The organism is Parerythrobacter jejuensis (assembly GCF_039536765.1).
GTDB classification, from domain to species: domain Bacteria; phylum Pseudomonadota; class Alphaproteobacteria; order Sphingomonadales; family Sphingomonadaceae; genus Parerythrobacter; species Parerythrobacter jejuensis.
In genome coordinates this window covers 2,377,501-2,399,424 of sequence record NZ_BAAAZF010000001.1, presented here as the reverse complement: position 1 = coordinate 2,399,424, position 21,924 = coordinate 2,377,501, and the positions used below count along the sequence as shown (strand labels likewise).

The window sequence follows — 21,924 nt, the reverse complement described above, 5'->3', positions numbered from 1 at the left end:
TCAGTTCCCTCCTCCCGCCAGGACAATCCGCCCAGCGTAGCCTGTCCAGGTGACTTGGCGCCCGTCCACGTTTGCGCGGTGCGCCTTGCCGGAATCGTTGTCGTATGAAATCGCGAGCACGGTTTTCTCGCCGGTCAACGTTTCGACGATCACCAGGTCATATTCACCTTGCGTGACGTACCGGAGCGACGCGATGCGGCTGTCGCTTTCAATCGTCTGCTCAGTCGCTCCGTCATACAGACCATGCGGCTCGAGAATGCTGATGAAAGTTGCACTGTCCACGCCTTGCACGCGCTGGATGATGATCCGTTCGCGACGCAGGTTGAAACTCGGATCGTTGGCACCGCTTTCGGCCAGGATCACTTCTTGTCCGGCATTCGGCACAAAGCGATAGGTGTAGAACCTGCCATCAAGCAGCCAGGTTGCGAATGCATTGTCCGCGTCCGGCTGGCCGACGGCATCGACCCAGATATGCTGGTAGCCATTGCTGTCGCCAAGAACCGGGCGCGCGGCAACGTTGCTCTGCGTTTCAAACCCGACCCGCATAAGGTGGCCGGAATAGTGCAAAGGCAGGTCGAACTGCAGGTCGCCCTTGCCGCGCGCCCGGAACACGTCAACCGCGACAGGCGCGTCAAGGCCTTCGACGTTGAGCAGCGCAAGGCTGCGCAGCATGGAAACGCTCTGCTTCCGATAGGCGCTGTCGATAGACGCCGTACTTATCTGGAGTTCCGGCTTGGCCGAGAAATAGAGCTGCGTTGGCGCGAATGTATCAGCGACTTTCACATTGCCATCGAAGTGGCTCTTCTCGTTCACCACCAGGGCATTGTGTGCGATGCTCTGCTTGGCCCAGCTCTCGTTCTCCGGAAGATAGCGCCCGCCTTCCTTGGCTACGATATTCAGGAAGCGCGCGGCACCGTAGTCGCGCACGATTTCGCGGCCATTATCGTAATATTGCCAACTGAGCTTATCGAAGTGGCCATGCCCCATGCCTTGCGAGCTATTCTTGGCGACCAGCGCTGTGTGTTTGGGGCCTGCGCCATGGCGCAGGATAGCGACGGCACCCGCATCCCCCTCGGGGCCGTCGCTAAGCAGCATGGATCGGAAATCGAATGGCTTGGCCTTGCCTCCAGCCAGATCGCTGGCAAGCAACAGACCTTCTTCGCGTAGCACGGTCCGGTCCTGGAACTCGGCAATTGCGAGCAGTCCCGGGTCGCGGGTCTGCGCGTAGGCGATGGCGACACCTTCATAGAGTTCGGCAGTGTTCAGGCTCTTGTCGCGAATGGCATCGTTGAAAGGAAAGAAGTAGCCGCCATAGCTCAGCTGGATCGTCGTTGTCAGCGCCTTGCTCAGGATGCCGTCACGAAACTCGAATATCCGGCGGTCTGGCTCATTCTTCTCGATGGCGTTCGCAAAGACCACGAAAGGCAGCAGCGCAAACCGCTGATAATAGGGGCCTTCGGTATAATAGCCATCGGGCGAGAACAGCAGCTCCGATTGGCGCAAAAATCCGGCCTTGCCGCTTTTGTCAGAGCCGAGCAGAGCGCGGTCGACCATGTCCTGATCGCCAAGCAGATAGCCGGTCATACCGACACCGGCAGTCGCCCAGGTGGCATGATTGTGGATGCGGTCAAAGGTGCGCTGGGAATCGACCGATAGAAACTTAACGGCGGGGCGGAACACATCGCCGTCGATGCGTGTGCGTTCCGCCTCGGTCAAAGTGTCGCGGATCTCGCCATAGCCTTGCACCGCATGCACGAGCCACATGGCATCATTGAGCACTTGCCAGAACAGGCGCCCGACATTCTGGTTGGCCTTTGCAGGATGGTCTCCGAGCGTTGGGTAGAGATCGGCATAGGCGAGGAGCATGTCGCGGACATAGTTGCGGTACGTCTCGTCGCCGGTAACACGATACAGTTGTCCGCCCTGATAGATCGCACGGAAATTCCGCTTGTGCTGTTCGTGGGTGTATCCGCCGCCCGGATCTTTGGGCACCGGTACCACGACACCCTGTTCGATCATGCCGTCCACGAATTGCTTCGCGCGCTTGACCTCCGCTCGGAACAGCGGTGGAAGCTCGGTCTGCGCTTCGGCACTAGTTGTCGCGTTCGCAGGAGCGATCAATCCGCCCGCGAGCATGAGCAACGCCGAGAGGATCAGAAGTACGTTCCTCATGGAATCAATTCCCCATCAAGCGTGTTGCCCTCCAGATCGACCCGCGGCGCACCTTCAAAGATCAATTCTTCCAGTACTGGCGCAGGCGTTTGCGCGAAGGAATTCCCGATCACTGCCGTGACAGGCGTTCCGACCGTGTGCACCACTCGTAGCGGTGCCGATTCAGCAAGCGCGTTGCGCGCCACCCTGGCGGTTTGGACACCGTGCAGGTGGATTGCAGCACCGGACCCATTGGTTGGCGCCTTGCCGACATTGGCCAAGGCATTGTTCGCAATCGCGACATATGGGCCGAAGGTGCTTTCATCCCGACCGCCGCGATAAATAGTCGCGATTGGACCCCCGATGTTGCTGAAGCTGCTTTGCGCAATATCGAGATACTCGACATTGTATTGGCCGAAATCTTCGGTCTCGGCTGCGGCTGAAACGACTGCCCCCGATATGTCGGCAAAGCTGCTGTTCCGGATCGATACACGGTCCGCAAGCGTACTCTTGCCCAGTGTCAGGACGTTGAAGGACTTGTTGACCGAGAGATTGCGTACGGTGACCCCGTCCAGCTCGATCTGCATGTTGGACTGGATCGGAAACGTTGTCGTGCGGATCGCCGAATTGCCGACCGAGTCCGGTGCCAATGCGCCGTCAATGGTAATTCCGATCAGCTGCAAATCAGCCCCTTCGCGCAGCTCGAACAGTGATGGGCGCGCGAACAATACCACCGATTCTTCGCTTTCGTCGGCTGCCACCGCCTTGAGCGTAACCGGCTTGTCGATTGGGATAGTCCGGTCGACAATATACTCACCGGGTGCGAGCATCAGCACATCACCAGCCTTTGCAGCGACCAGCGCGGTAACCAGCGTGCCTTCGCCCGGCTCAACTTGTGTAACGGTGCCGCTGGTCCCGAACGGGCTGCCCGCACCTGGCTTGGGATACCAAGCTACACCCACTTCTTCGAGCTTGACCGGCATCAGATCGCGTGGAGCGCCAAGGCTGGAGAGCTCCTGATCCACCGGATAGAGCAAGCCATTGTCTGCACGCTCCATCGCTGTCGGAGCCGCTTCGAGGCCGGACAGCGCATCATCTACGCCGCCCTGCAATACGCGATTACCGTCAAAGGTAATGCCCGAAATGTCATCATAGACTTCCAGGAAGGATTCGCCTTCCACTCCACCAAGAAGGTTATTGGCGAAGGTGCTGTCTGAAGGCGCAGCCGATCGCTCTTCGTCGGCGCCGACATTGAATGCCACCCGTCGGCTATCAATGATCGTGTTGCTCTCGATCCGAGCGCCCGAAACTTCAACATAGCGATTGACCGGCGAGTTCGGCACGCCGTTCATCACTGCAAGCGCGCTGGAAAAGGCCGTTCCCCGCAGCCCCTCCATGTAATTGCCACGAACCGTCTGGTTGCGATTGATAACCCGGATTCCGCCGGTGTAATCCTTGCCGTAGCCCAGGAAGACATTGCGTTCGACCAGATTGTCGTCGCCGTGACGAAGCGTCAGCGTGCCACGCGACCGCAGAAACAGGTTGCCCCGAAAGACATTCGCGCCAGACTTCGATGAAATAATCTCGACCTCGCCATCGCAGCGATCGAAGATGTTGTTTTCGACCACAGTGCGCGAAGTGAACATCGAGTACTTGCTGGTCCCGATACGCAGCGTCTCGCCGCCGTTCGATCCCAGCACCGGGCGCGGCCCGAAATAGTTATGGTCAATCCGATGGTTGTTGTCGCGGCTCTCTTCGCTGTCGAGCCGCACCGCAAGCGTCACACCCTTGTTGGTCTTGCCGACAAGGTGATTGTGATCGAAACGATTGTTGCTGCCATAAAGGCCGACCCAATAGTCCGATTCATACCGGTCTGGCTTGCTGAATCCGTCGATCACGATTTCGGTCATGCGGCTGTTGCGCGCCTGATCTTTCTTGCTGCGACGGAACGAAACCACTTCACCGCGCGGGCTGTATCCGTCCCGAAAAACCAGACCCTTTACGACAATGTATGTGCCGCCGACACGCAAGCTGGACTGACCTGAAAAAATGACCTTGCCCGATTCCTCCGCACGCACGGTGATCGGGGCATTCTTGCGTCCCTTACCGGTGATGACGAGTTCGAAATCACGCCAGGTGCCATTTGCGAGGACGATCGTATCACCCGCCTCGACTCGTTCGGCAGCTGCGAAGTAAGCCTGCTGGTTGCTGACCAGGATTTGCTCCGCGTGCGCGGGCGCTGTCCACGCAAACGCCAGCAACACCATGCCAAGCAATCTCACCAATTTCCCCTCCACACTCTTTTCGAGTTGTCGAGGCATATTGCTACCGGACCAAGTCCGGCTATGTCAATCACTTTGGACTGTAGATTCTAGATTTTCTGTAATGCCAATTTGGCTAGACAATCTTCGCGACACCGGCGAAGCGCTCGCGGCTCTCCGATGCGCGTTGCTGCACTTCTGCGAGAGCCAATTTTTCGGTAGCATCCAGCATGCTTTCGATGAGGCGATGGAAGTGCTCGCGCATCGCTGCTCGCGCACCTGCCGGATCGCGTGCCTTCAAGGCATCGAAGACGGCCTTGTGCTCTTCAGTCCGCGATTCGGCATCGTGGACGCATACTGCCGCGTAGGTCGCCTTCACCTCGGGCAGCTCTTCGCGCATTCGCCACAGGGATTTCACAGTATGCACCATCGCCGAATTGTTCGAGGCTTCGGCTATCGTCTGGTGGAATTGCTCGTCAGCTTCGTTTGCCTCGTCTTCGCTGCCGTGACGCATTTGATCGATGAGTTTTTCAAGCCTCCCGATCGCTTCATCCGTGATGTTGTGCGCGGCCAGCGCCGCAGCCTCGGATTCGACCAACAGACGGGCCTCCGTCACTTCAAAGGCACTGGCTTTGGGCAGCAATTCGCCCGGAGCAGGCTTCTTCTCGCTGACATAGACACCTGAGCCGGTCTTGATTTCTAGTCTTCCAACGGCCTGAAGCGCAATTTCCGCTTCGCGAATTGTGACACGGCTAACCCCAAGCTTTTCCGCCAATTCACGCTCGCCCGGCAACCTCGTCCCGGGGGGATAGGCCCCTTCGTCGATCAATGTGGCAATTTGCTCTGCCACTGATTGGAAAAGTCTTTTCGAGGCCATGCGGCGCTATGCTCCACTCATTTACGCTACGATGTCTATACCAATTTTTCCTAGTCAGTATCCTGTCAAAACTCCAGCCCGCCGTGAGTGGCCACCCACACCGAGAAGGTGCGGGCGGCCTTCACACTAGAATTTGACCCGAGCGCCAACATAGTAGCGAGGCCCGTAGACCTGGATCGCGCCAAAGTCATCGGGTGCCCCGCGATAATTGACGCGCGGCTCGTTGAATAGGTTGAGGCCCTCGGCAGTAATGCGGAAATTCGGCGTAACTTCGTATGAAATGCGCGCTTCAAACACGCCGACATCGCCGACATACCGAACCCGGCCGGGTGTCGAAACGAACTGTTGGAAGTAATCGCTTCGGTGCTTGTACACGCCCTGGAAATCGAAATCGCCGATTTCATAATAGAGCTGTGCCGATAGCACATGCTTGGAAAAACCGAACAGGTTCGAGGGCGGGATTAGCCCGTTGTTGGTGCTGGTCGACCCATCGGGATTGACCGTTGTGATCGCACCCAACGCATCGTCCTCGAACTCAAAATCCGAATCTGCATAATTGTAGCTGAGTTTGAACCCGAGCCCGTCGAGCGGTGCCGGAAGATAGCTGAGCCGGTGGGCAGCGGTTATCTCGATACCCTTGATTGTGCTGGTGTCGTTGTTGGTGTCGATCGTCGTCACCAACAAGTCTGCACTTTCGCCGTCAATATTGAAGGTTTCGAACGAACCAATCGTCTCGAACCCCCCATTGAAGCTCTTGTAATAGGCATTGAAGGCGAGAATCGTATCGTCATTGGGATACCATTCAAGGCCCACATCGACATTCCACGACAGCAGCGGATCGGTGCCCGGATTGCCGGTCGCCGACACGTTGTTCACGCCATTCGCCAGCGCTTCTGCAGGAGTCGTAAAATCATCATTGGCATTGATGTTGATGATCCGTCCGTCACCCAGCTCCGATGGATCGGGGCGCGATAGCGCGCGATAGACGGCAAATCTGCCCAGCAAGTCCGGCTGGAATTCTGCGACCAGGTTCAAACTGGGCAGGAATTCCGTATAGGAAGCTTCAGTCACCCGCTCGGTGAGTTGGGTTGGATCTTCCACCAGCGCAAAGCCGACATTACCGTCACCATCTGCGTCAGCGACTTCGATGCTGAGAGAGGTGCGGAAACCGCGCGAGCGTACCTTTGTATCAACGATACGCACGCCCAGATTTCCGCGAACTGGCAACGCGCCCCATTCACCGTCGAAATCTGCCTGAATATAGGCCGCCAGGCTTTCTTCAACGACGTCGGTGTTCTGGATCGAGTCAAAATCACCCGTCGGGTAGATGGGCAGGCCATCAGGACCGAATTGCAGACCTGATGGATCTTCGCGTTCAAGAACCCGTGCGATGCACAGAGCGTCGAAGGTCGCAAAACTATTGGAGGTGCCAATCACGTTGCCGGCAGCATCGACATTGGTGATCAGCGGATTTCCGCCCGAAACAGACGACAAAAAGCCCGACGAAGGGAAGTTGGTCCGGCATTCGCGGTTCGCTGCCTGAAGTGCGCCAGTACCATCTGTATCGTTGTATGTGTTCTGGAAGCGACTGGTACCCGCCGAAGCGCCAGGCACATCACGGTATTTCAGCTTTTGATACCGCGCACCCGCAGAGATCCCGGAGAAGAAGCCATCAAGCTCGTAATCCGCGTCACCCCGGAACGCGAGGACACTGTTGAAGCGATCCTGCTCAAGGTCAGCGCGCAAGCGCGGATCGTTGGCGAACAGATCGGGATTGGTGACATCGAAATTCTGAGTGAAGAAGTTCAGTCCCTCGGACCCGTTCTGTTGGATCAAAACTGCAGTCTCGATGCGATCATTGGTGGAACTGCCATCGCTTTCCCTTGCGTTGGGCCAGGCGGCAGCACCGGTGATGTCCTCATTATCTTCGGTCCGGAAGCGGATCTGGACCGCCTCCTCGATGCGCTGAGTCCGCGAATAAGACGCATCGAATGACAACGTCAGGCGATCCGTCACATCCGCAGCGAGGGAGAGGCCCCCACCATAATATTCCTCATCGCGTTCGAGATATTCGCTCACCGCTTCGATACGCTGCTCGTTGGTGAACTGGCGCAACGCGCCGCTGTTGGTGAAGATCAGCGGCAGATCGATCCGATTGGGATCGCCCGGGCCATCAATGCGGCGACCTTCCGCAAAGTTCAAATCGCTGCGCTGCTCCCGGAAGAGACGCTTGGAGTATTGAAAGTCGGCATTGATATCGATGCCCGGAGACGGCTTGAACTGAACAGCAGCAAATACCGAGTCGCGCGTGTCATCAGTGATATTGTGCCGCAGAGCATAACTGTTACGCGCGATGACAAAGTCGTCGGTGACGGTCCCGTCACGCAGACCGCTTATCGTTCCGCCACTCGTGTCGCAGTTACCATCGTCGAACACACCGTCGCTCGTAGTCGTCGGGTCAACCACGCAGGCGCGGATCGTGTTTGAAACATTGGCCTCTTGCTCAGGATTGGTAGATTTGTTGCGCGAATATCCCAGCGAAATCCCCAGCTCGCTGTCCCCGAAGGTGAATTGGTCGACATAGCTTGCGGTCGCGCGATAACCGAACTTCTGGAACCTCTGGCTAGCATCGATGTCCAAATTGTCCGGGTTAATGTTGAGTTTGAAATTGCCCTGCAAGCGCCGCTTGCCGTAATCGAGCGGCCGAACCGTTTCGAGGACGATCTGGCCAGCTACGCCGCCTTCGATGTAACTTGCGGCCTGAGTCTTGTAGATGCCGACCTTGTCGAAAAGCTCGGACGGAAACTGGCTGAAATTGACAGAGCGGTCGCCACTACCGTTGGTCGCGATCCGGCCATTGATGACGGTCGAGCCAAGGAATGGCCCAAGGCCTCGGATAGAAATCTCGGTCGCACCACCCTGCTCGCGATGAGAGCCGGCCCCGGTCAGGGTCTCGAGCGCCTCACCGATCGACAAGGCTGGAAGATCACCGATCTCGGCTGCCGAAAGGGCATCGAAGACCTCGGTTGAGTTCCTCTTTTCTTCGATCGAGTTCTGGATTGTACCGCGAATACCGGTCACCACGATCGTATCGCCGCTCTGTTCGGCGGCCTCTTGCCCTTCCTGATCCTGCGCCATCGCAGCACCCGGCAAAGCGAGCGCGATGAATGCAGTTCCAGCAAGAAATCGCCCGACTGAACGTGAAGTGCAAATAGCAGCCTGGCTGCTAGCGATGATGTGCGACATGTTTCCCTCCCGATGCCCGTTCTTCCCACTTGGTTGAACGCCTAGGCCAAAACTGTCAACCATTTGGTGCGACGTAATTTGCTGCTCTGTCATACCAATTGAATTGCAAGGCGCGCAAAAACAAGAATGCCGGTGTCGCCAGGGAGAGCGGCGACACCGGCAGAGTGCATCGACAGAATCGGCTTCAGGCCGATGTCGACATATGCGTTTAGAACCTTACCGACGCGCCGAAAGTGATGCGACGATCTGGCAGACCCTGGAAACACAACAGCGCGTCCTGGTTGACGCAATACTGGGTGATTTTCGACTTGGTCAGGTTCACACCCTCGACGCCGATATTCAGCCACTCCGTCACATCGTAATTGATGCTGGCATTCAACTGACCGCGCGCATCCGTCACCACTGGGAAGCCCAGCGTACTGTTCAGAGATGCACCGGCAGCGGTGTCCAGAGTACGGAATGCATCACGCCACGTGTAACGGGCACGCGCCGAAATCCCGTATTTCTCGTAGTAAATCGTGGCGTTGTAAGCATTCTCCGAGAAGTCCAGGAGGCCCTGAACCGCTTCGACCGGCACATTGATCGTCGGGTTGATGGCCTGGAAAATGTCTTCGCCGCGACCCGAGTTTGAGTTGGTCGCTTCGCCGCCGCCGAATTCCTGCCACGTATAGTTCGCAATGAAGCCGAAGCCGGATGCAAATCCAAGCGTGTCCTCGAACTGCGACAGATCATATTGGAAGGCGACTTCGACGCCGGTTTGCGTCGTGCTGCCGGTATCGTTGATGATGGTCTGCAGCGGGACGCAAAGGCCATTGCCCGGAATGTTCGAAAGAACATTGCGGTCAGGCAGAGGGTTGAAAATGCCGCCACCCTCACACGGTGCGGTAATGTCGCGGAAACCGTTGGCATCTTCCAGCGCATCCTCGACCTGGCGCACGAACAGGTTGGTCCGTTTCTTGTGGAAGAAGCCGACACTGAAGACCGAAGACGGGGCAAAATACCACGATACCGAAGCATCATATGATTGCACCGTTTCCGGGGCGAGGTTGGAGTTACCCAATGCCACGGCATTGTTCGGCCCGGTCGGGAAGTTCACCGACAGCGACAGATCGTTGAAGTCCGGGCGGTTGATGTCTTCGGTGTAGCTTGCCCGCAAGACGATGTCGTCGGTCAGGTCGGCGACGATGTTCACGCGCGGCAGGAACTCCTGATAGCTGCCACCAGCCCGCACGGGCGTTTCTACGCCGGCAGCCACACTGGTGCCTTGGGAATCGATGTCAGTATTGACCCAGCGCAACCCGACATTGCCGCGAACACGGCCCATCTCGAAGTTCAGCTGTCCGTAGACCGCGTGAGTGGTCTCCGAGATGTCGAATGAACCAGCCGGGTTGAGCGACGGATCGCTCAGCAAGCGACCGCCTGCAGCAATCCGAGCCTGGCCGCCTGGCGTCGAGTCGAGCGCCGCCTGCAGGATGGCAAGAGTGCCCTCGCGATCGGAGAACGAACGATTGGGATCGACCAGCAGGAAGTTCCGGAATGCAAGAGCTCGCCCGTCGAAGGCGCCGAAGTTGCTAGGCCCCGGGACCAGAAGGTCTGCGAACAAAGAACCATTCGGGCTGTTTGCAATCGCGCCCGTTCCGAAGGTGGAACGGATCAGATCGAATTTCGACGACGCCTTGTTGTATCGGTAGCCTGCATCGAAGGATACGATCGGGCCAGCCAGACCTTCGAGGTCAAGCGAGCCATCCAGTCGGAATGCATCTTCCTTGTTGTCGGTCTGGTTGTTGCCGACTGTAACCGCGTCAAGCACCGTGTTCGCCGGATTGAGGAGATCCTGCACGGTAGGCGCGAAGGGTGAATCGAAATCAACACCGAATGTGAGCGCTCCGCCCGAAAGATCGTAGATGAACGGCACGCTGTTGTCGTTGCTGGAGCCATCAAGCGGCGTCAGCGGGTTCGGGTTGATGAAGTTCAGGGTCGTGCTGAGGTTCGGGTTCGTGGTGTCCGAACGCGATGTCGAAAGTTCGATCAGACCGGTGAAGCGACCGGTTTCGAATTCGGTGCCCAGCCGGAAGATCTTACTGTCGGTGACACGGGCACCCGTATCGCTTGAAAAACGCAGGTTGGGATCATCATCATCGCGCGCAAGGTTTGGCTGGATGGTACCTACCAATGACGCTTCGATGCTGCCCAGAGCCACGCCGTCGAGCGAGCCGAAATTGACTGTCTCAAACTGGCTGGGGACATTGTTGAAGCGCAGGGCGCTAACACCGGAGCCCTGGATCCGGGAGCTGTCCTGACGACGCTCCTGATCGTTTATGATGGCGTCGAAATAGACCTTGATATCAGAGTTTGGCGCCCACTCGAGAGAACCAGCGAAGTTGATGGTTTCGTACTCGAAATTCTCGCGTTCCTGATTGAGGAACTGAATACCGAGATAGTCAAAATTCGGGCCTGGTGCGCCAGCGGCTGTAACCGCGCTACCTGCCGCAACCAGATTGTCGCGGTCGACACGCGGGCGGAATGAGGTCGCCTCCTGCTCGGTATAGCTACCGGACAGGACGATGCCGATTTCGCCGCCACCAACCGACCAGTTATTGCCGTAGCTGGCAGAAAAGCGTGGCGTAATGCTGTCCGACAGCTCGCTATATTCCCCCTGCACACGCACGGAGAGCAGCTGGTCCGAAAGATCCAGCGGGCGAATAGTCCGCAGGTTGATCGTACCGCCGACCGAACCTTCGATCGTACTCGCCTCAGGAGCCTTCACCACCTCGACAGCGGCAATGATGGCCGCGTTGATATCTTCGAAGTTGATCCCGCCACGTCCCGTGCCAGAACCGACCGAGGAAACCCCGTTGATCTCGACACGGTTGTCGTTGGTACCACGGATTTGGACCCCCGTGCCGACACCTGCCGTACGCGTGATCTGGATACCGGTGATGTTTTCCAGAACCTCTGCCAGGTTCTGGTCGGGAAGCTTGCCGATGTCTTCAGACTGGATGACTTCGATCAGGCTATCTGCATTGCGCTTCTCACGGAGCGCACCCTGCAAAGACTCGCGAATGCCCGTGACAACGATCACGTCGCCCGTCGACGTATCGACATCTTCAGCCGCCGGCTGCTCACCATCCTGTGCGAACGCGGCGCTCGGCACTGCAAGCACCGAAAGCGCGGTGCCAGCCAGGCATTTTGCTAGAAAACGAGAATTGCACGCAACCGAACGGCCGCGACCGGTAAACTTCGACATTCATCCCTCCCAACGGGTTTTGTTCTGCCGTTGGGATACCAATCAGTCCAATGCTGTCAACCCTACTTTCATACCTGTGTGCATTAGTCTGTCATACCAATTTGATATATTGCAGGGCTGTTGCATTATCGTAACGGTCACTCATTGCGCGGGTATAGGCGAGGGCTACGCCGATCCGAGATCAGATACGGCTTTGATTACACCCCGAATTTCCGACAAGCCCTTCATCCGGCCGATCGCCGAATAGCCCGGATTGTTGGCGCGATTGACGTCCCCCATCATCAGGTGGCCATGGTCTGGCCGGATAAATATTTCTCGCCCATTGATCCGTTCGTTTTCGATCAAGTGTCGAATCACCGTGACCATATCGATGTCACTGTCGAGATGGCTCGCTTCAACAAATGTGCGCTGATCTTCCGGATCGCGGCTCACCCCTCGCAAGTGGGCAAAGTGAATACGGTCGCGGTAGTCGCGGGCCATTTGCGGCAAGTCGTTGTCTGGCCGACTGCCATAGGTGCCGACACACAGCGTAATGCCATTTGCAGGACTCGGCAGATTCTTGAAGAGAATGTCCAGGTCATCGGGCGTGCAGATTATCCGGGGCAAGCCGAACATATCCCATGGCGGATCATCGGGATGGATCGCGAGCCGGACGTCAAGTTTCTCTGCATGGGGCAAGACCTTGCTCAAGAACGCAAACAGATTTTGCCGCAATTTCGCATGGTCGATCCCTGCATAGCGCGCCAAGGCCGATCGAAAGTCCTCAAGGGAATATGCATCCGTCATCTTGCCCGGAAGGCCGGCTATGATCGTCCTTGTTAGAGAGGCTGCATCCATCTCCGTCATCGCATCGAATACAAGCCTGGCCCGCTCGATCTCATCCGCCGTGTACTCTTCACCTGCGCCTTCGCGCCGGAGAATGAACAGATCGAAAGCGGCAAATTCATCCTGATCGAACCGTAGGGCATAGGCGCCGGTCGGGAGTTGAAACTTCAAGTCAGTGCGCGTCCAGTCGATCACCGGCATGAAGTTGTAGCAGATCGTTGAGATCCCCTCCGCCGCAAGGTTTTCCAGCGAGGCAATCCATTATCCCTACCAATTCTTGCATTTTGTCATACCAATATCAGCCATTGAGGTGGTATTCTGCCTAATTATGGCAAGGAAGTGACGGTCGGCTTGGTGACGCTGGCGGACCACAAGCGGACATTCTTCTGTCGGCCCAGTTTCTGCCACAACCCGAATGGATTGCGATCGGCAGATTTCAGCTTCACAGTTTGAAGCGAGGAATGTCCGATATGTGGGTGGAAAGCTGACTGGCCGGTTTTGATGCGATACTTTCGAATAGCGGACGACGATAGCACAGTCACGCTATCTTAAAACGCCGAGCCGCACCTTCAGATTTTGACTGTGTGGCACCTCATTCACCGTTTCTCACAATTCTGAAACCGACGTCTTGTGGTAGGTTCACGAACCGCTTCGTCCACCGATCTGTACTCCTAACAGTCTCCGCGGGGTCGAACACTTCAGTGGCGACCCCGCTTTGGCTGCATGAGTTATCGCTAGTTTGCACCAGTCTCGGGAATGACTCGGATTTCTACGCCAGGGGTGTCGGCCAGATATTTCCGTGCCGCGGACCGAATGTCTGCAGGCGTAACCGATTCCAGTACGGCCATGCGATTGCGCCTGCGGTCCAGCACCTCGCTATCGCTCTGGGCCATGGCAACAAGTCCGAGCCAGGCAGAGTTTTGCGTAGTGGCCCGCTCATAGCGCTCGCGTATCGGATTGCGCGCGCGTTCAAGTAGGTCTTCCGATATAGCCGTGTTGCTGAATTCGCTGGCAATCGACCTGATGACATTTGCGACATCATCCATGGATTGCATCGGCACGGTCGCAAAGGCGGTGATATGTCCAAAGCCGTCGAACGTGCGCTGCGCGTAGCTGAAAGCTTCCGGAGAATAGGTTGCGCCCTGTTCCTCGCGCAACGTTTCGGTCAGACGCAGGCCGATTGCCGCGGCGAGGAGATCGCGCACGATATTGTCGCGCAAGTCACCCGCATCATCGGTTTGCCAGCTCACGGCCAGTGCACCCTGATCGGCTGCGCCACTGTGCGTCAGAATCTTCGGTGATGTGTCTGCAACAAACGAAAGCGGCCTGATTTCGGCACCTTGTTCTCGGCGCTCGCCCCGTGAGGGGAGGGTACCGAGCGTGCTCGCCACCGCCTCGATCGCGGCATCTTCATCGAAGTCGCCCACCAGCCCAAGCGAGATTGGGCCTTCGCCCAATTGTGATGCCACAGCGGCTTGAAGATCGCTGAGAGTAATGTCTTCGAGGCGCGATGCGTCAGGCAAGCCAAGCCGCGTGTCACCTCCGCCCAGCACCGCGTTCATCGCGTTGATGAATACTGGCACCGGCGAGGAAGTGATATTCTTGACGAGTACCGGCGCAACGCCTGCCCACTGTGCCTGCGTTTCGGCGCGCCACGCGGTCGCCGTGAGGCGAGCGGCCAGCAGGTCGAGCTGCAGCTTGAGGTCGTCGGGCGTCGTCCCGCCGGACGCAACGAGTGCGCCATTGGTAGGCGAAAGGCTCTGCGATACGGCTCGGCCGGCAAGCACCCGGCGCAGCTCGTCGGGATCATGTGCTTCCAGTCCATCGACCTGCATCGCGATAGGCAGCATTTCCTTCAGACCAGGCTTGTTGGCGGGGAATGTGGACAGGCCACTTCCCACGCGCATGGAAAAGCCGACCTTGCCAGGTTCAAATTCAGTCCGCTTCAGGTTGAGCTGGAGGCCGTTTTCAAAGCGGACCGTGCGAATGCCGAGATCGGCGATCCGGTCGTCGGCCACCACTTTGCCCGGTACGCCCCAATCGGAATACGCAAACTCTACAGCGGCGGCTTCGACCGGCGCGGAAACAGCGACTTTTGCACTTTCGCTCAATGCCGCCGCGATTGTCGCCTGCCCGCCTTCAATCGGTGACTTGGTGGAAATGTGGACCACGCTGGGGCCGCCATCCCAGGCTTCGCTGAATGCGGCGCTTACAGCTTGCGGTGTAACCGTGGGGGCGATCATGCGGTAAAGCGCAAGGTTGGTCTCAGGCGATGTCGGAATGCCGTTGTTCAGGCTGTCCTGTACAAGGCTTTCCGCAATCGCAACGCTGGTGCGGCCTGCAGCCTGCGCCGCAGCATTGGCAAGAGCGGTTTCGATATTCGCCTTGGCCTCAGCAATTTCGCTCGCGGTAAAGCCGTATTGATCGGCACGGCGCAATTCCTGCTCTGCCAGCGCTAGCGTATCGCGCCATTGGCCATCCTTAGCGATGGCCATTAGACCAAATGACTGGGCCGTGCGGAACAGCGGTTGTTCCGATGCCTGCCCGCCTAGAGTTGGCGCATCTGCTGACCGTGAGAGCGCGTTGATCCGGTTGGAAAGCGCAATCGAGGCAATCAGGCGGAGGAATTGCTCGCGCGATTCGGCCACAGTGTTTTGCGAAGGCGTCCATTCGCTCAGGCGCTGCAATTCAATGAACTCAGGGATCGCCGGATCGACGAAAGTCGCAATCAATGGCTGCGCCCCATCGGGCACCGGACCGATGTATATGTCGCGTGCTTCGCCTTTCCCATTCCAATCGCCGAACTGTGCGCGGATTTTCTTTTCCATTGCGTCGACATCGAAGTCACCGACAATCGCCAGAGTGGAGCGTTCGGGGCGGTAATATCCCTCATAGAATTCGCGTAGCTCGTTTGCCGAAATCTCGCGGATGCGCTCCACATTGGCGTTGATCCTCTGTCCGATACGTGACCCAGGTAACGCGGCTCCGAAATAGCTGGCTGCGCGACGACGTTGCGGGTCGTTGCGCACTTGCGCTTCGCTCAAGAGGATGCCGCGCTCGCGCTCCACCGCTTCAGGAGCGATCGTCATTTCACCCGCCATCTCGCGAATGACCATGAGGCCGGTATCGACAGTCGCCTCATCAGTGTTCGGCAGGGAGAGCTTGTAGGTCGTGTAGTCGAGTGATGTTTCTGCATTGGTATCGGCCCCGAAAGCTAGGCCAAGACGTTCGAGCATTGGCAGCAATTGTCCTTCAGGAATGTTAGTCGTGCCGTTGAACGCCATGTGTTCGATAAAGTGGGCCGCGCCACTCTCTGCATCGGTTTCCTCGCGGTTGCCGACTTTCACCGTAAAGCGGATTGCCGCTTCGCCTGATGGGTTTGTGTTGCGCTTCAAGGCATAGCGCATACCGTTAGCGAGGACGCCAAAACGGATGTCGGCATCGGCCTCGATTTCCTGGCTCACAATACCCCACACGGGGCTTTGCGCCGGTCGGCTCGTAGACGCAGCTTCCGCCTGGCCGGCCGCTTGCGCCCAGGCGGGGGTAAGGGCTGCCGAAGCAAGCCCCAGCGCCAATGCGAAGGTGGATACGGTACGAATAGTTTTCGGAGTGCAACCCATGATCAATATCCTTTGCCAAAATGTGATGCGCCAAGCGCACGTCTGTCTTTGAAGGGTTGTAGAGCGCCTAAAACGACAGTCCGTCCCTTCGACTGCATCTTGGCTAGCGCCTTTGGTATCCTGCATCTTGTGCAAACGCTGGAATCTCGCATTTCCAGAATCTTTCCATAATTGGTCACGCATTTCTGCGGGTTTCGCTGGTTTCGAAATCGCCGACCAACTATATATCTCGGTACAGGTCAGAGCACAGCATGGCCATCGAAGGGTTGATCACAATGGGTACGGAGCAATCGAACCAAGCCGTGGCGTTCGGGGACTACATCCTCGATCCGGTGGACGAGCGCCTAATCGGGCCGAACGGCCCCGTCCATATCGGCAACAAAGCTTTTCGAGTGCTGAAGAACCTGTCTGCCCGTCGCGGCATGCTAACAACCAAGGAAATGCTGCTCGACACTGTTTGGGATGGAGCAGCCGTTTCCGAGTCCGCGCTTACGAGTGTTATCAAGGAACTGCGTAAAGCCTTGGGCGATACAGCGCGCAATGCGAGCTTTATCGAAAGCGTCTATGGCCGAGGTTATCGCTTCCTGCCAGAGGTATCACTTGCGGAAAAGGCTCCTGAAAGGCCGTTGGCCGGCGAGAGTTCTGATGAGCATGACGCCAAGTCCCATGTGACCGAGCAGGATGCTGTCAATGAACTTCAGCCCAGGGGCTTCTTCCAGCGTTTGGCAAAACCGTGGAAGATTGTCGCAGGGGCGATCTCGACAGCGGCCGGAACCGTGGCCTTGGCGACCTTCATCATCGACTTTGAAAGATCGCCTTCGATAGAAACCGAGGCGAATATCCGCGTCACCGATTTTCGCGCACAGTCTCCTGATATCCCGAGCGGGTTTATCCCTTCGATCCGGGACGAGATTGCTGCGGCTTTCAGCGAGGATTATCAGAGCAAAGTCTCGCTGGTGGTCTCGGACGAAGCGCAGGACAGCAAGTATCCGAGTTTCTTTGTGACGGGAGGAGTGCGCCGCGAGACCGAGGACCTGATCGCCATCGTCCGTTTGCAGGATGACCGTTCGCAGAAAGTCATCTGGTCGCATTCGTTCACGCACCCGGCCGATGAAGCAGGAACACTGCCACGCCGGCTGGCCATCAGCACCGCGCTTCTGGTGCGATGCACCTTGGGGGCAAATGGCGCAGCCAGCCTGCCGACTGATGCCTTGCAAGCGTGGGCTTCGCTCTGTTCGAACGGAGGATTGATCGAGCGCGACTTTGACCGTGCTCTCTTGGAATTGCAGCGCGTCACCACTCTGGCGCCAGACTTCGCCGAAGGTTGGACGGTTCTGGCAAGCTACAAACGGGCCGAAGCCTATGCGAACCCCGATGATTTCGATGCACTTATTGCCGAAGCGAAACGGCTTAATGCCAAAGCGCTTACGCTTGATCCGGAGAATGGGACGGCGCTGCTCAAAGCTTCGGACCTCCTCGATCCCGACGATCTCGTTGGACGCGAGCAGCAAATTCGTAAGGCTGTTGCCGCGCGTCCGCTGGACTGCATGTGCGAAGAGCTTTCGCTCGGATCCTTTCTTCTTCTGCATGGAAGGGTCGACGAGGCACGCAAGCACCTGAAAAGGGCTACGGCCGCCGGTCCGATATTTCCATCGGCATTTCGCTGGTCTGGCTACTACCACGCGTTAAAGGGCAATCGCGCTGCCGTGGAATCCGATCTCGATATCTTGCGTGATCTGCGGACCGGAGACGAGGATAGTACGGCGGGTCAACGCCTTATGATCGCGACTCTGGCAGGTGATTATGCGCGCGCTGCGGATTTGATCTCCGGATCGGAAAGGGCGAGGGGCAATCCTTTGGCAAAGGCATGGTCTGCCGCTTATGCGGCCCTGAATGGAGGAAACCAGACGGACCGCGCGAAAGCCGCTCGCGAAATCATCGAAGCCTCGCCCGGACCCAACACCTACAACGACATCTCCGTGATCCTATTGGACCGTCTTGGCGCCCCGGATCAGGCGCTGGGCATGATAGAGAGCGTCGCTTCCAGATCGACCAACCGCGCGCGCGCCGGCCTAGCCTTTGTTTCCAACCAAACCCGCGCCCGGCCGGGATTTGAATCTTTGGCACGCGAATTGGGCCTGGTCTCGTATTGGCAGGAGACAGAGGCTCCAGACTTTTGCGACGACGCCAATGCGCCTGCTGTCTGCGCTGAGCTGTAGCTGAAGCTCCAGGTTGCATTTGGTTTTGTGAACGCTCGACCGCAATCGGCCTCTAATACCGTATCCAACTGTCCGCTTTGAGGGACCAAGGTTTCGGATCGCCACGACCGACATTGGGGCGCTTAGCGGCCATTCATCACTTTGTTGTTATCGGCTCTAGACAATCCCGGCGTATTTCAAGGGCGGCTTAGGCTCCACTGGATCACCAAAGACTACGCCTAACTACGCCACAGAACCGGAAAATCTGCTTCCTATATGCTTCCAGTTCCAGCGCAAAAAGCCCCACTGGTAACAGTGAGGCTAATTAATTGCATGTTTTCAATGATACGGTGGTTGCGGGAGTTGGATTTGAACCAACGACCTTCAGGTTATGAGCCTGACGAGCTACCGGACTGCTCCATCCCGCGGCACCGTTCGTGGCATCGCCAGCTACGAAGGCCAGAGACGCCAAAAGGGCTGCCCTGGTGGGGTCAGCCCTTTGACTAGTGAATGGGTTTGTTACCGCGCTCGCAAGCTACAATGCCTGGCGACGACCTACTCTTCCATGCCTTAAGACATAGTACCATCGGCGCTGTCCGGTTTCACGGCCGAGTTCGAGATGGGATCGGGTGGGTCACAGACGCTATAGCCACCAAGCAATGAAGCTTGCGGGCGGGTTTTAATCGATGCACCTGATTTAGGTTTATTCAGTGGGCGATCTGGCTGTGAGGATCCTCCTCAACAACACACCTATTCAGGCCTGTCATTGATGGTGCAGATTCATCAAGCGCGATCAGAGTTATTAGGACCGGTTAGCTCCACGCATTACTGCGCTTCCACACCCGGCCTATCAACGTAGTGGTCTACTACGACTCGAAGATACCTTATCTTTAGGGAGGCTTCCCGCTTAGATGCTTTCAGCGGTTATCCCGTCCATACATAGCTACCCAGCGGCACGCCTGGCGGCATGACTGGTACACCAGAGGTATGTTCACCCCGGTCCTCTCGTACTAGGGGCAACTCCTATCAAGTATCGACGCCCACGGCAGATAGGGACCAAACTGTCTCGCGACGTTCTGAACCCAGCTCACGTACCACTTTAATTGGCGAACAGCCAAACCCTTGGGACCTGCTCCAGCCCCAGGATGTGATGAGCCGACATCGAGGTGCCAAACGATTCCGTCGATATGAGCTCTTGGGAATCATCAGCCTGTTATCCCCGGCGTACCTTTTATCCGTTGAGCGATGGCCCTTCCACGAGGGACCACCGGATCACTATGACCGACTTTCGTCTCTGCTCGACCTGTCGGTCTCGCAGTCAGGCATGCTTATGCCATTGCACTCTCGCAGCCGGTTTCCAACCGGCCTGAGCATACCATCGCGCGCCTCCGTTACTCTTTAGGAGGCGACCGCCCCAGTCAAACTACCCGCCATAGAGGGTCCCAACACCGGATAACGGTGCGTGGTTAGACATCAGAAAACAACAGGGTGGTATTTCACAGGTTGGCTCCACTCGGACTGGCGCCCAAGTTTCAAAGCCTCCCACCTATTCTACACAATTCTTTCCTAATGCCACTCTAAAGCTGCAGTAAAGGTGCACGGGGTCTTTCCGTCTAACCGCGGGTACTCCGCATCTTCACGGAGAATTCAATTTCGCTGAGCATATCCTGGAGACAGTGGGGAAGTCGTTACGCCATTCGTGCAGGTCGGAACTTACCCGACAAGGAATTTCGCTACCTTAGGACCGTTATAGTTACGGCCGCCGTTTACTTGGGCTTCAATTCGGAGCTTGCACTCCTCCTCTTAACCTTCAAGCACCGGGCAGGCGTCAGACCCTATACGTCGTCTTGAAGCCGACTTAGCAGAGTCCTGTGTTTTTGATAAACAGTCGCTACCCCCTGGCCTGTGCCCCCTGAAAAGAGTTGCCTCGATTCAGGGCCTCCTTCTTCCGAAGGTACGGAGGCAATTTGCCGAGTTCCTTCAGGATACTTCTCTCAAGCGCCTTGGTATACTCTACCTGACCACCTGTGTCGGTTTCGGGTACGGTCTATATGAAGAGGCTATTTCCTGGAACGACTTGGCAGCATGCCCAATCCAATAAGGACACACTACTTCCGCCATCCGTCACACATCTTCAGGCCCACGAATATTAACGTGGTTCCCATCGACTACCCCCTTCGGGCTCGTCTTAGGGGCCGGCTTACCCTGCGCCGATTAGCGTTGCGCAGGAACCCTTGGTCTTTCGGCGAGAGGGCATCTCACCCTCTTTATCGCTACTCATGTCAGCATTCGCACTTCCGATATCTCCACCGTCGGTTACCCTTCGGCTTCATCAACTTACGGAACGCTCCGCTACCGCTGCAGTAAACTGCAACCCTAAGCTTCGGTGCATATCTTTAGCCCCGTTACATCTTCGCCGCAGGAACCCTTATTTAGACCAGTGAGCTGTTACGCTTTCTTTAAAGGATGGCTGCTTCTAAGCCAACCTCCTGGTTGTTTTGGGATTCCCACATGCTTTCCCACTTAGATATGACTTGGGGACCTTAGCTGTAGGTTAGGGCTGTTTCCCTTTTGACGACGGACCTTAGCACCCGCCGTCTGTCTGCCGGATAAGACTCGATGGTATTCGGAGTTTGGTTAGGTTTGGTACCGCTCGCGCAGCCCTAGCCCATCCAGTGCTCTACCCCCATCGGCATACGTCCGACGCTCTACCTCAATAGATTTCGCGGAGAACCAGCTATTTCCCGGCTTGATTGGCCTTTCACCCCTAAACACAACTCATCCGATAATTTTTCAACATTAAACGGTTCGGTCCTCCAGTGCATGTTACTGCACCTTCAACCTGGTCATGCCTAGATCGCCGGGGTTCGGGTCTAATCCAACATACTCAGTCGCCCTATTCAGACTCGCTTTCACTACGCCTACACCTAACGGCTTAAGCTTGCATGCTAGATTAAGTCACTGACCCATTATGCAAGAGGTACGCGGTCACCCCCTATGGGGCTCCCACTGCTTGTAAGCATTCGGTTTCAGGTACTATTTCACTCCCCTAATCGGGGTGCTTTTCACCTTTCCCTCACGGTACTGTGTTCGCTATCGGTCATGTACGAGTATTTAGGCTTGGAGGGTGGTCCCCCCATGTTCAGACAGGATTTCACGTGTCCCGCCCTACTCAAATCCTTCCACATCATTTTCGCATACGGGGCTATCACCCGCTATGGCCACACTTCCCAATGTGTTCTGCTAATTGAATGAAAGGCATAGGCCTGGTCCCGGTTCGCTCGCCACTACTACGGGAATCTCGTTTGATGTCTTTTCCTCCGGGTACTGAGATGTTTCAGTTCCCCGGGTTCGCTTCACCAAGTCTATTTTATTCAACTCGGTGATACCTTGTCCACCTCTCCCGGACCATCAAAGATGATCAGGAAGAAATGGTGAAGGTGGGTTTCCCCATTCGGAAATCGCCGGATCAAAGATTGCTCACATCTCCCCGACGCTT

8 protein-coding genes, 1 tRNA gene and 2 rRNA genes (1 of these 11 only partly in view) are annotated in these 21,924 nt (G+C 56.9%); 1 reads left to right on the top strand and 10 read right to left on the bottom strand.

Annotated elements, in window-relative coordinates:
* The 7 genes from ABD653_RS11730 to ABD653_RS11700 form a co-directional block, all read right to left on the bottom strand.
* A complete protein-coding gene (locus ABD653_RS11730; RefSeq protein WP_160778842.1) occupies positions 1–2,172 on the bottom strand; it encodes an alginate lyase family protein in 2,172 nt (723 codons plus the stop codon).
* Positions 2,169–4,433, bottom strand: coding sequence for a chondroitinase-B domain-containing protein (locus tag ABD653_RS11725; RefSeq protein ID WP_199801098.1), 2,265 nt, complete (start codon positions 4,431–4,433; stop codon positions 2,169–2,171). Before ABD653_RS11725 ends, ABD653_RS11730 begins: the two co-directional genes overlap by 4 nt.
* Before the next feature lie 115 nt (positions 4,434–4,548).
* Entirely contained in the window at positions 4,549–5,262 is a 714-nt protein-coding gene (locus ABD653_RS11720; protein ID WP_325065383.1) for a FadR/GntR family transcriptional regulator, read from the bottom strand.
* Positions 5,263–5,415: 153 nt separating this feature from the next.
* Positions 5,416–8,535, bottom strand: a complete 3,120-nt coding sequence (locus ABD653_RS11715) for a TonB-dependent receptor (RefSeq protein WP_160778840.1) — start codon at positions 8,533–8,535, stop codon at positions 5,416–5,418.
* A gap of 208 nt (positions 8,536–8,743) precedes the next feature.
* Positions 8,744–11,782 (bottom strand): TonB-dependent receptor, encoded by a 3,039-nt coding sequence (locus tag ABD653_RS11710; RefSeq protein WP_160778839.1) that lies wholly within the window; start codon positions 11,780–11,782, stop codon positions 8,744–8,746.
* Between the two features lie 165 nt (positions 11,783–11,947).
* Entirely contained in the window at positions 11,948–12,856 is a 909-nt protein-coding gene (gene uxuA / locus ABD653_RS11705) for a mannonate dehydratase (RefSeq protein WP_199801207.1), read from the bottom strand.
* A gap of 485 nt (positions 12,857–13,341) precedes the next feature.
* Positions 13,342–16,227 (bottom strand): M16 family metallopeptidase, encoded by a 2,886-nt coding sequence (locus ABD653_RS11700; protein WP_160778838.1) that lies wholly within the window; start codon positions 16,225–16,227, stop codon positions 13,342–13,344.
* Positions 16,228–16,478: 251 nt separating this feature from the next.
* Between ABD653_RS11700 and ABD653_RS11695 the strand changes: the two genes are divergently transcribed.
* Positions 16,479–18,446: a winged helix-turn-helix domain-containing protein gene (locus ABD653_RS11695; protein WP_160778837.1), complete on the top strand. Its 1,968-nt coding sequence runs from the start codon at positions 16,479–16,481 to the stop codon at positions 18,444–18,446.
* Positions 18,447–18,776: 330 nt separating this feature from the next.
* On the opposite strand, the gene ABD653_RS11690 is transcribed toward ABD653_RS11695, so the two are convergent.
* From ABD653_RS11690 to ABD653_RS11680, 3 genes are all read right to left on the bottom strand, one after another.
* Positions 18,777–18,853, bottom strand: a tRNA-Met gene (locus ABD653_RS11690).
* Positions 18,854–18,967: 114 nt separating this feature from the next.
* A 5S ribosomal RNA gene (gene rrf / locus ABD653_RS11685) occupies positions 18,968–19,082 on the bottom strand.
* A gap of 125 nt (positions 19,083–19,207) precedes the next feature.
* Positions 19,208–21,924: ribosomal RNA gene (locus ABD653_RS11680) — 23S ribosomal RNA — on the bottom strand (it continues 72 nt past the right edge of the window).

What these genes read in the sequence shown, in the direction of transcription:
- ABD653_RS11730 (WP_160778842.1), bottom strand. Translation starts at nt 2,172, where the DNA reads ATGAGGAACGTACTTCTGATCCTCTCGGCGTTGCTCATGCTCGCGGGC.
- ABD653_RS11715 (WP_160778840.1), bottom strand. Translation starts at nt 8,535, where the DNA reads ATGTCGCACATCATCGCTAGCAGCCAGGCTGCTATTTGCACTTCACGT.
- ABD653_RS11710 (WP_160778839.1), bottom strand. Translation starts at nt 11,782, where the DNA reads ATGTCGAAGTTTACCGGTCGCGGCCGTTCGGTTGCGTGCAATTCTCGT.
- ABD653_RS11700 (WP_160778838.1), bottom strand. Translation starts at nt 16,227, where the DNA reads ATGGGTTGCACTCCGAAAACTATTCGTACCGTATCCACCTTCGCATTG.
- ABD653_RS11695 (WP_160778837.1), top strand. Translation starts at nt 16,479, where the DNA reads ATGGCCATCGAAGGGTTGATCACAATGGGTACGGAGCAATCGAACCAA.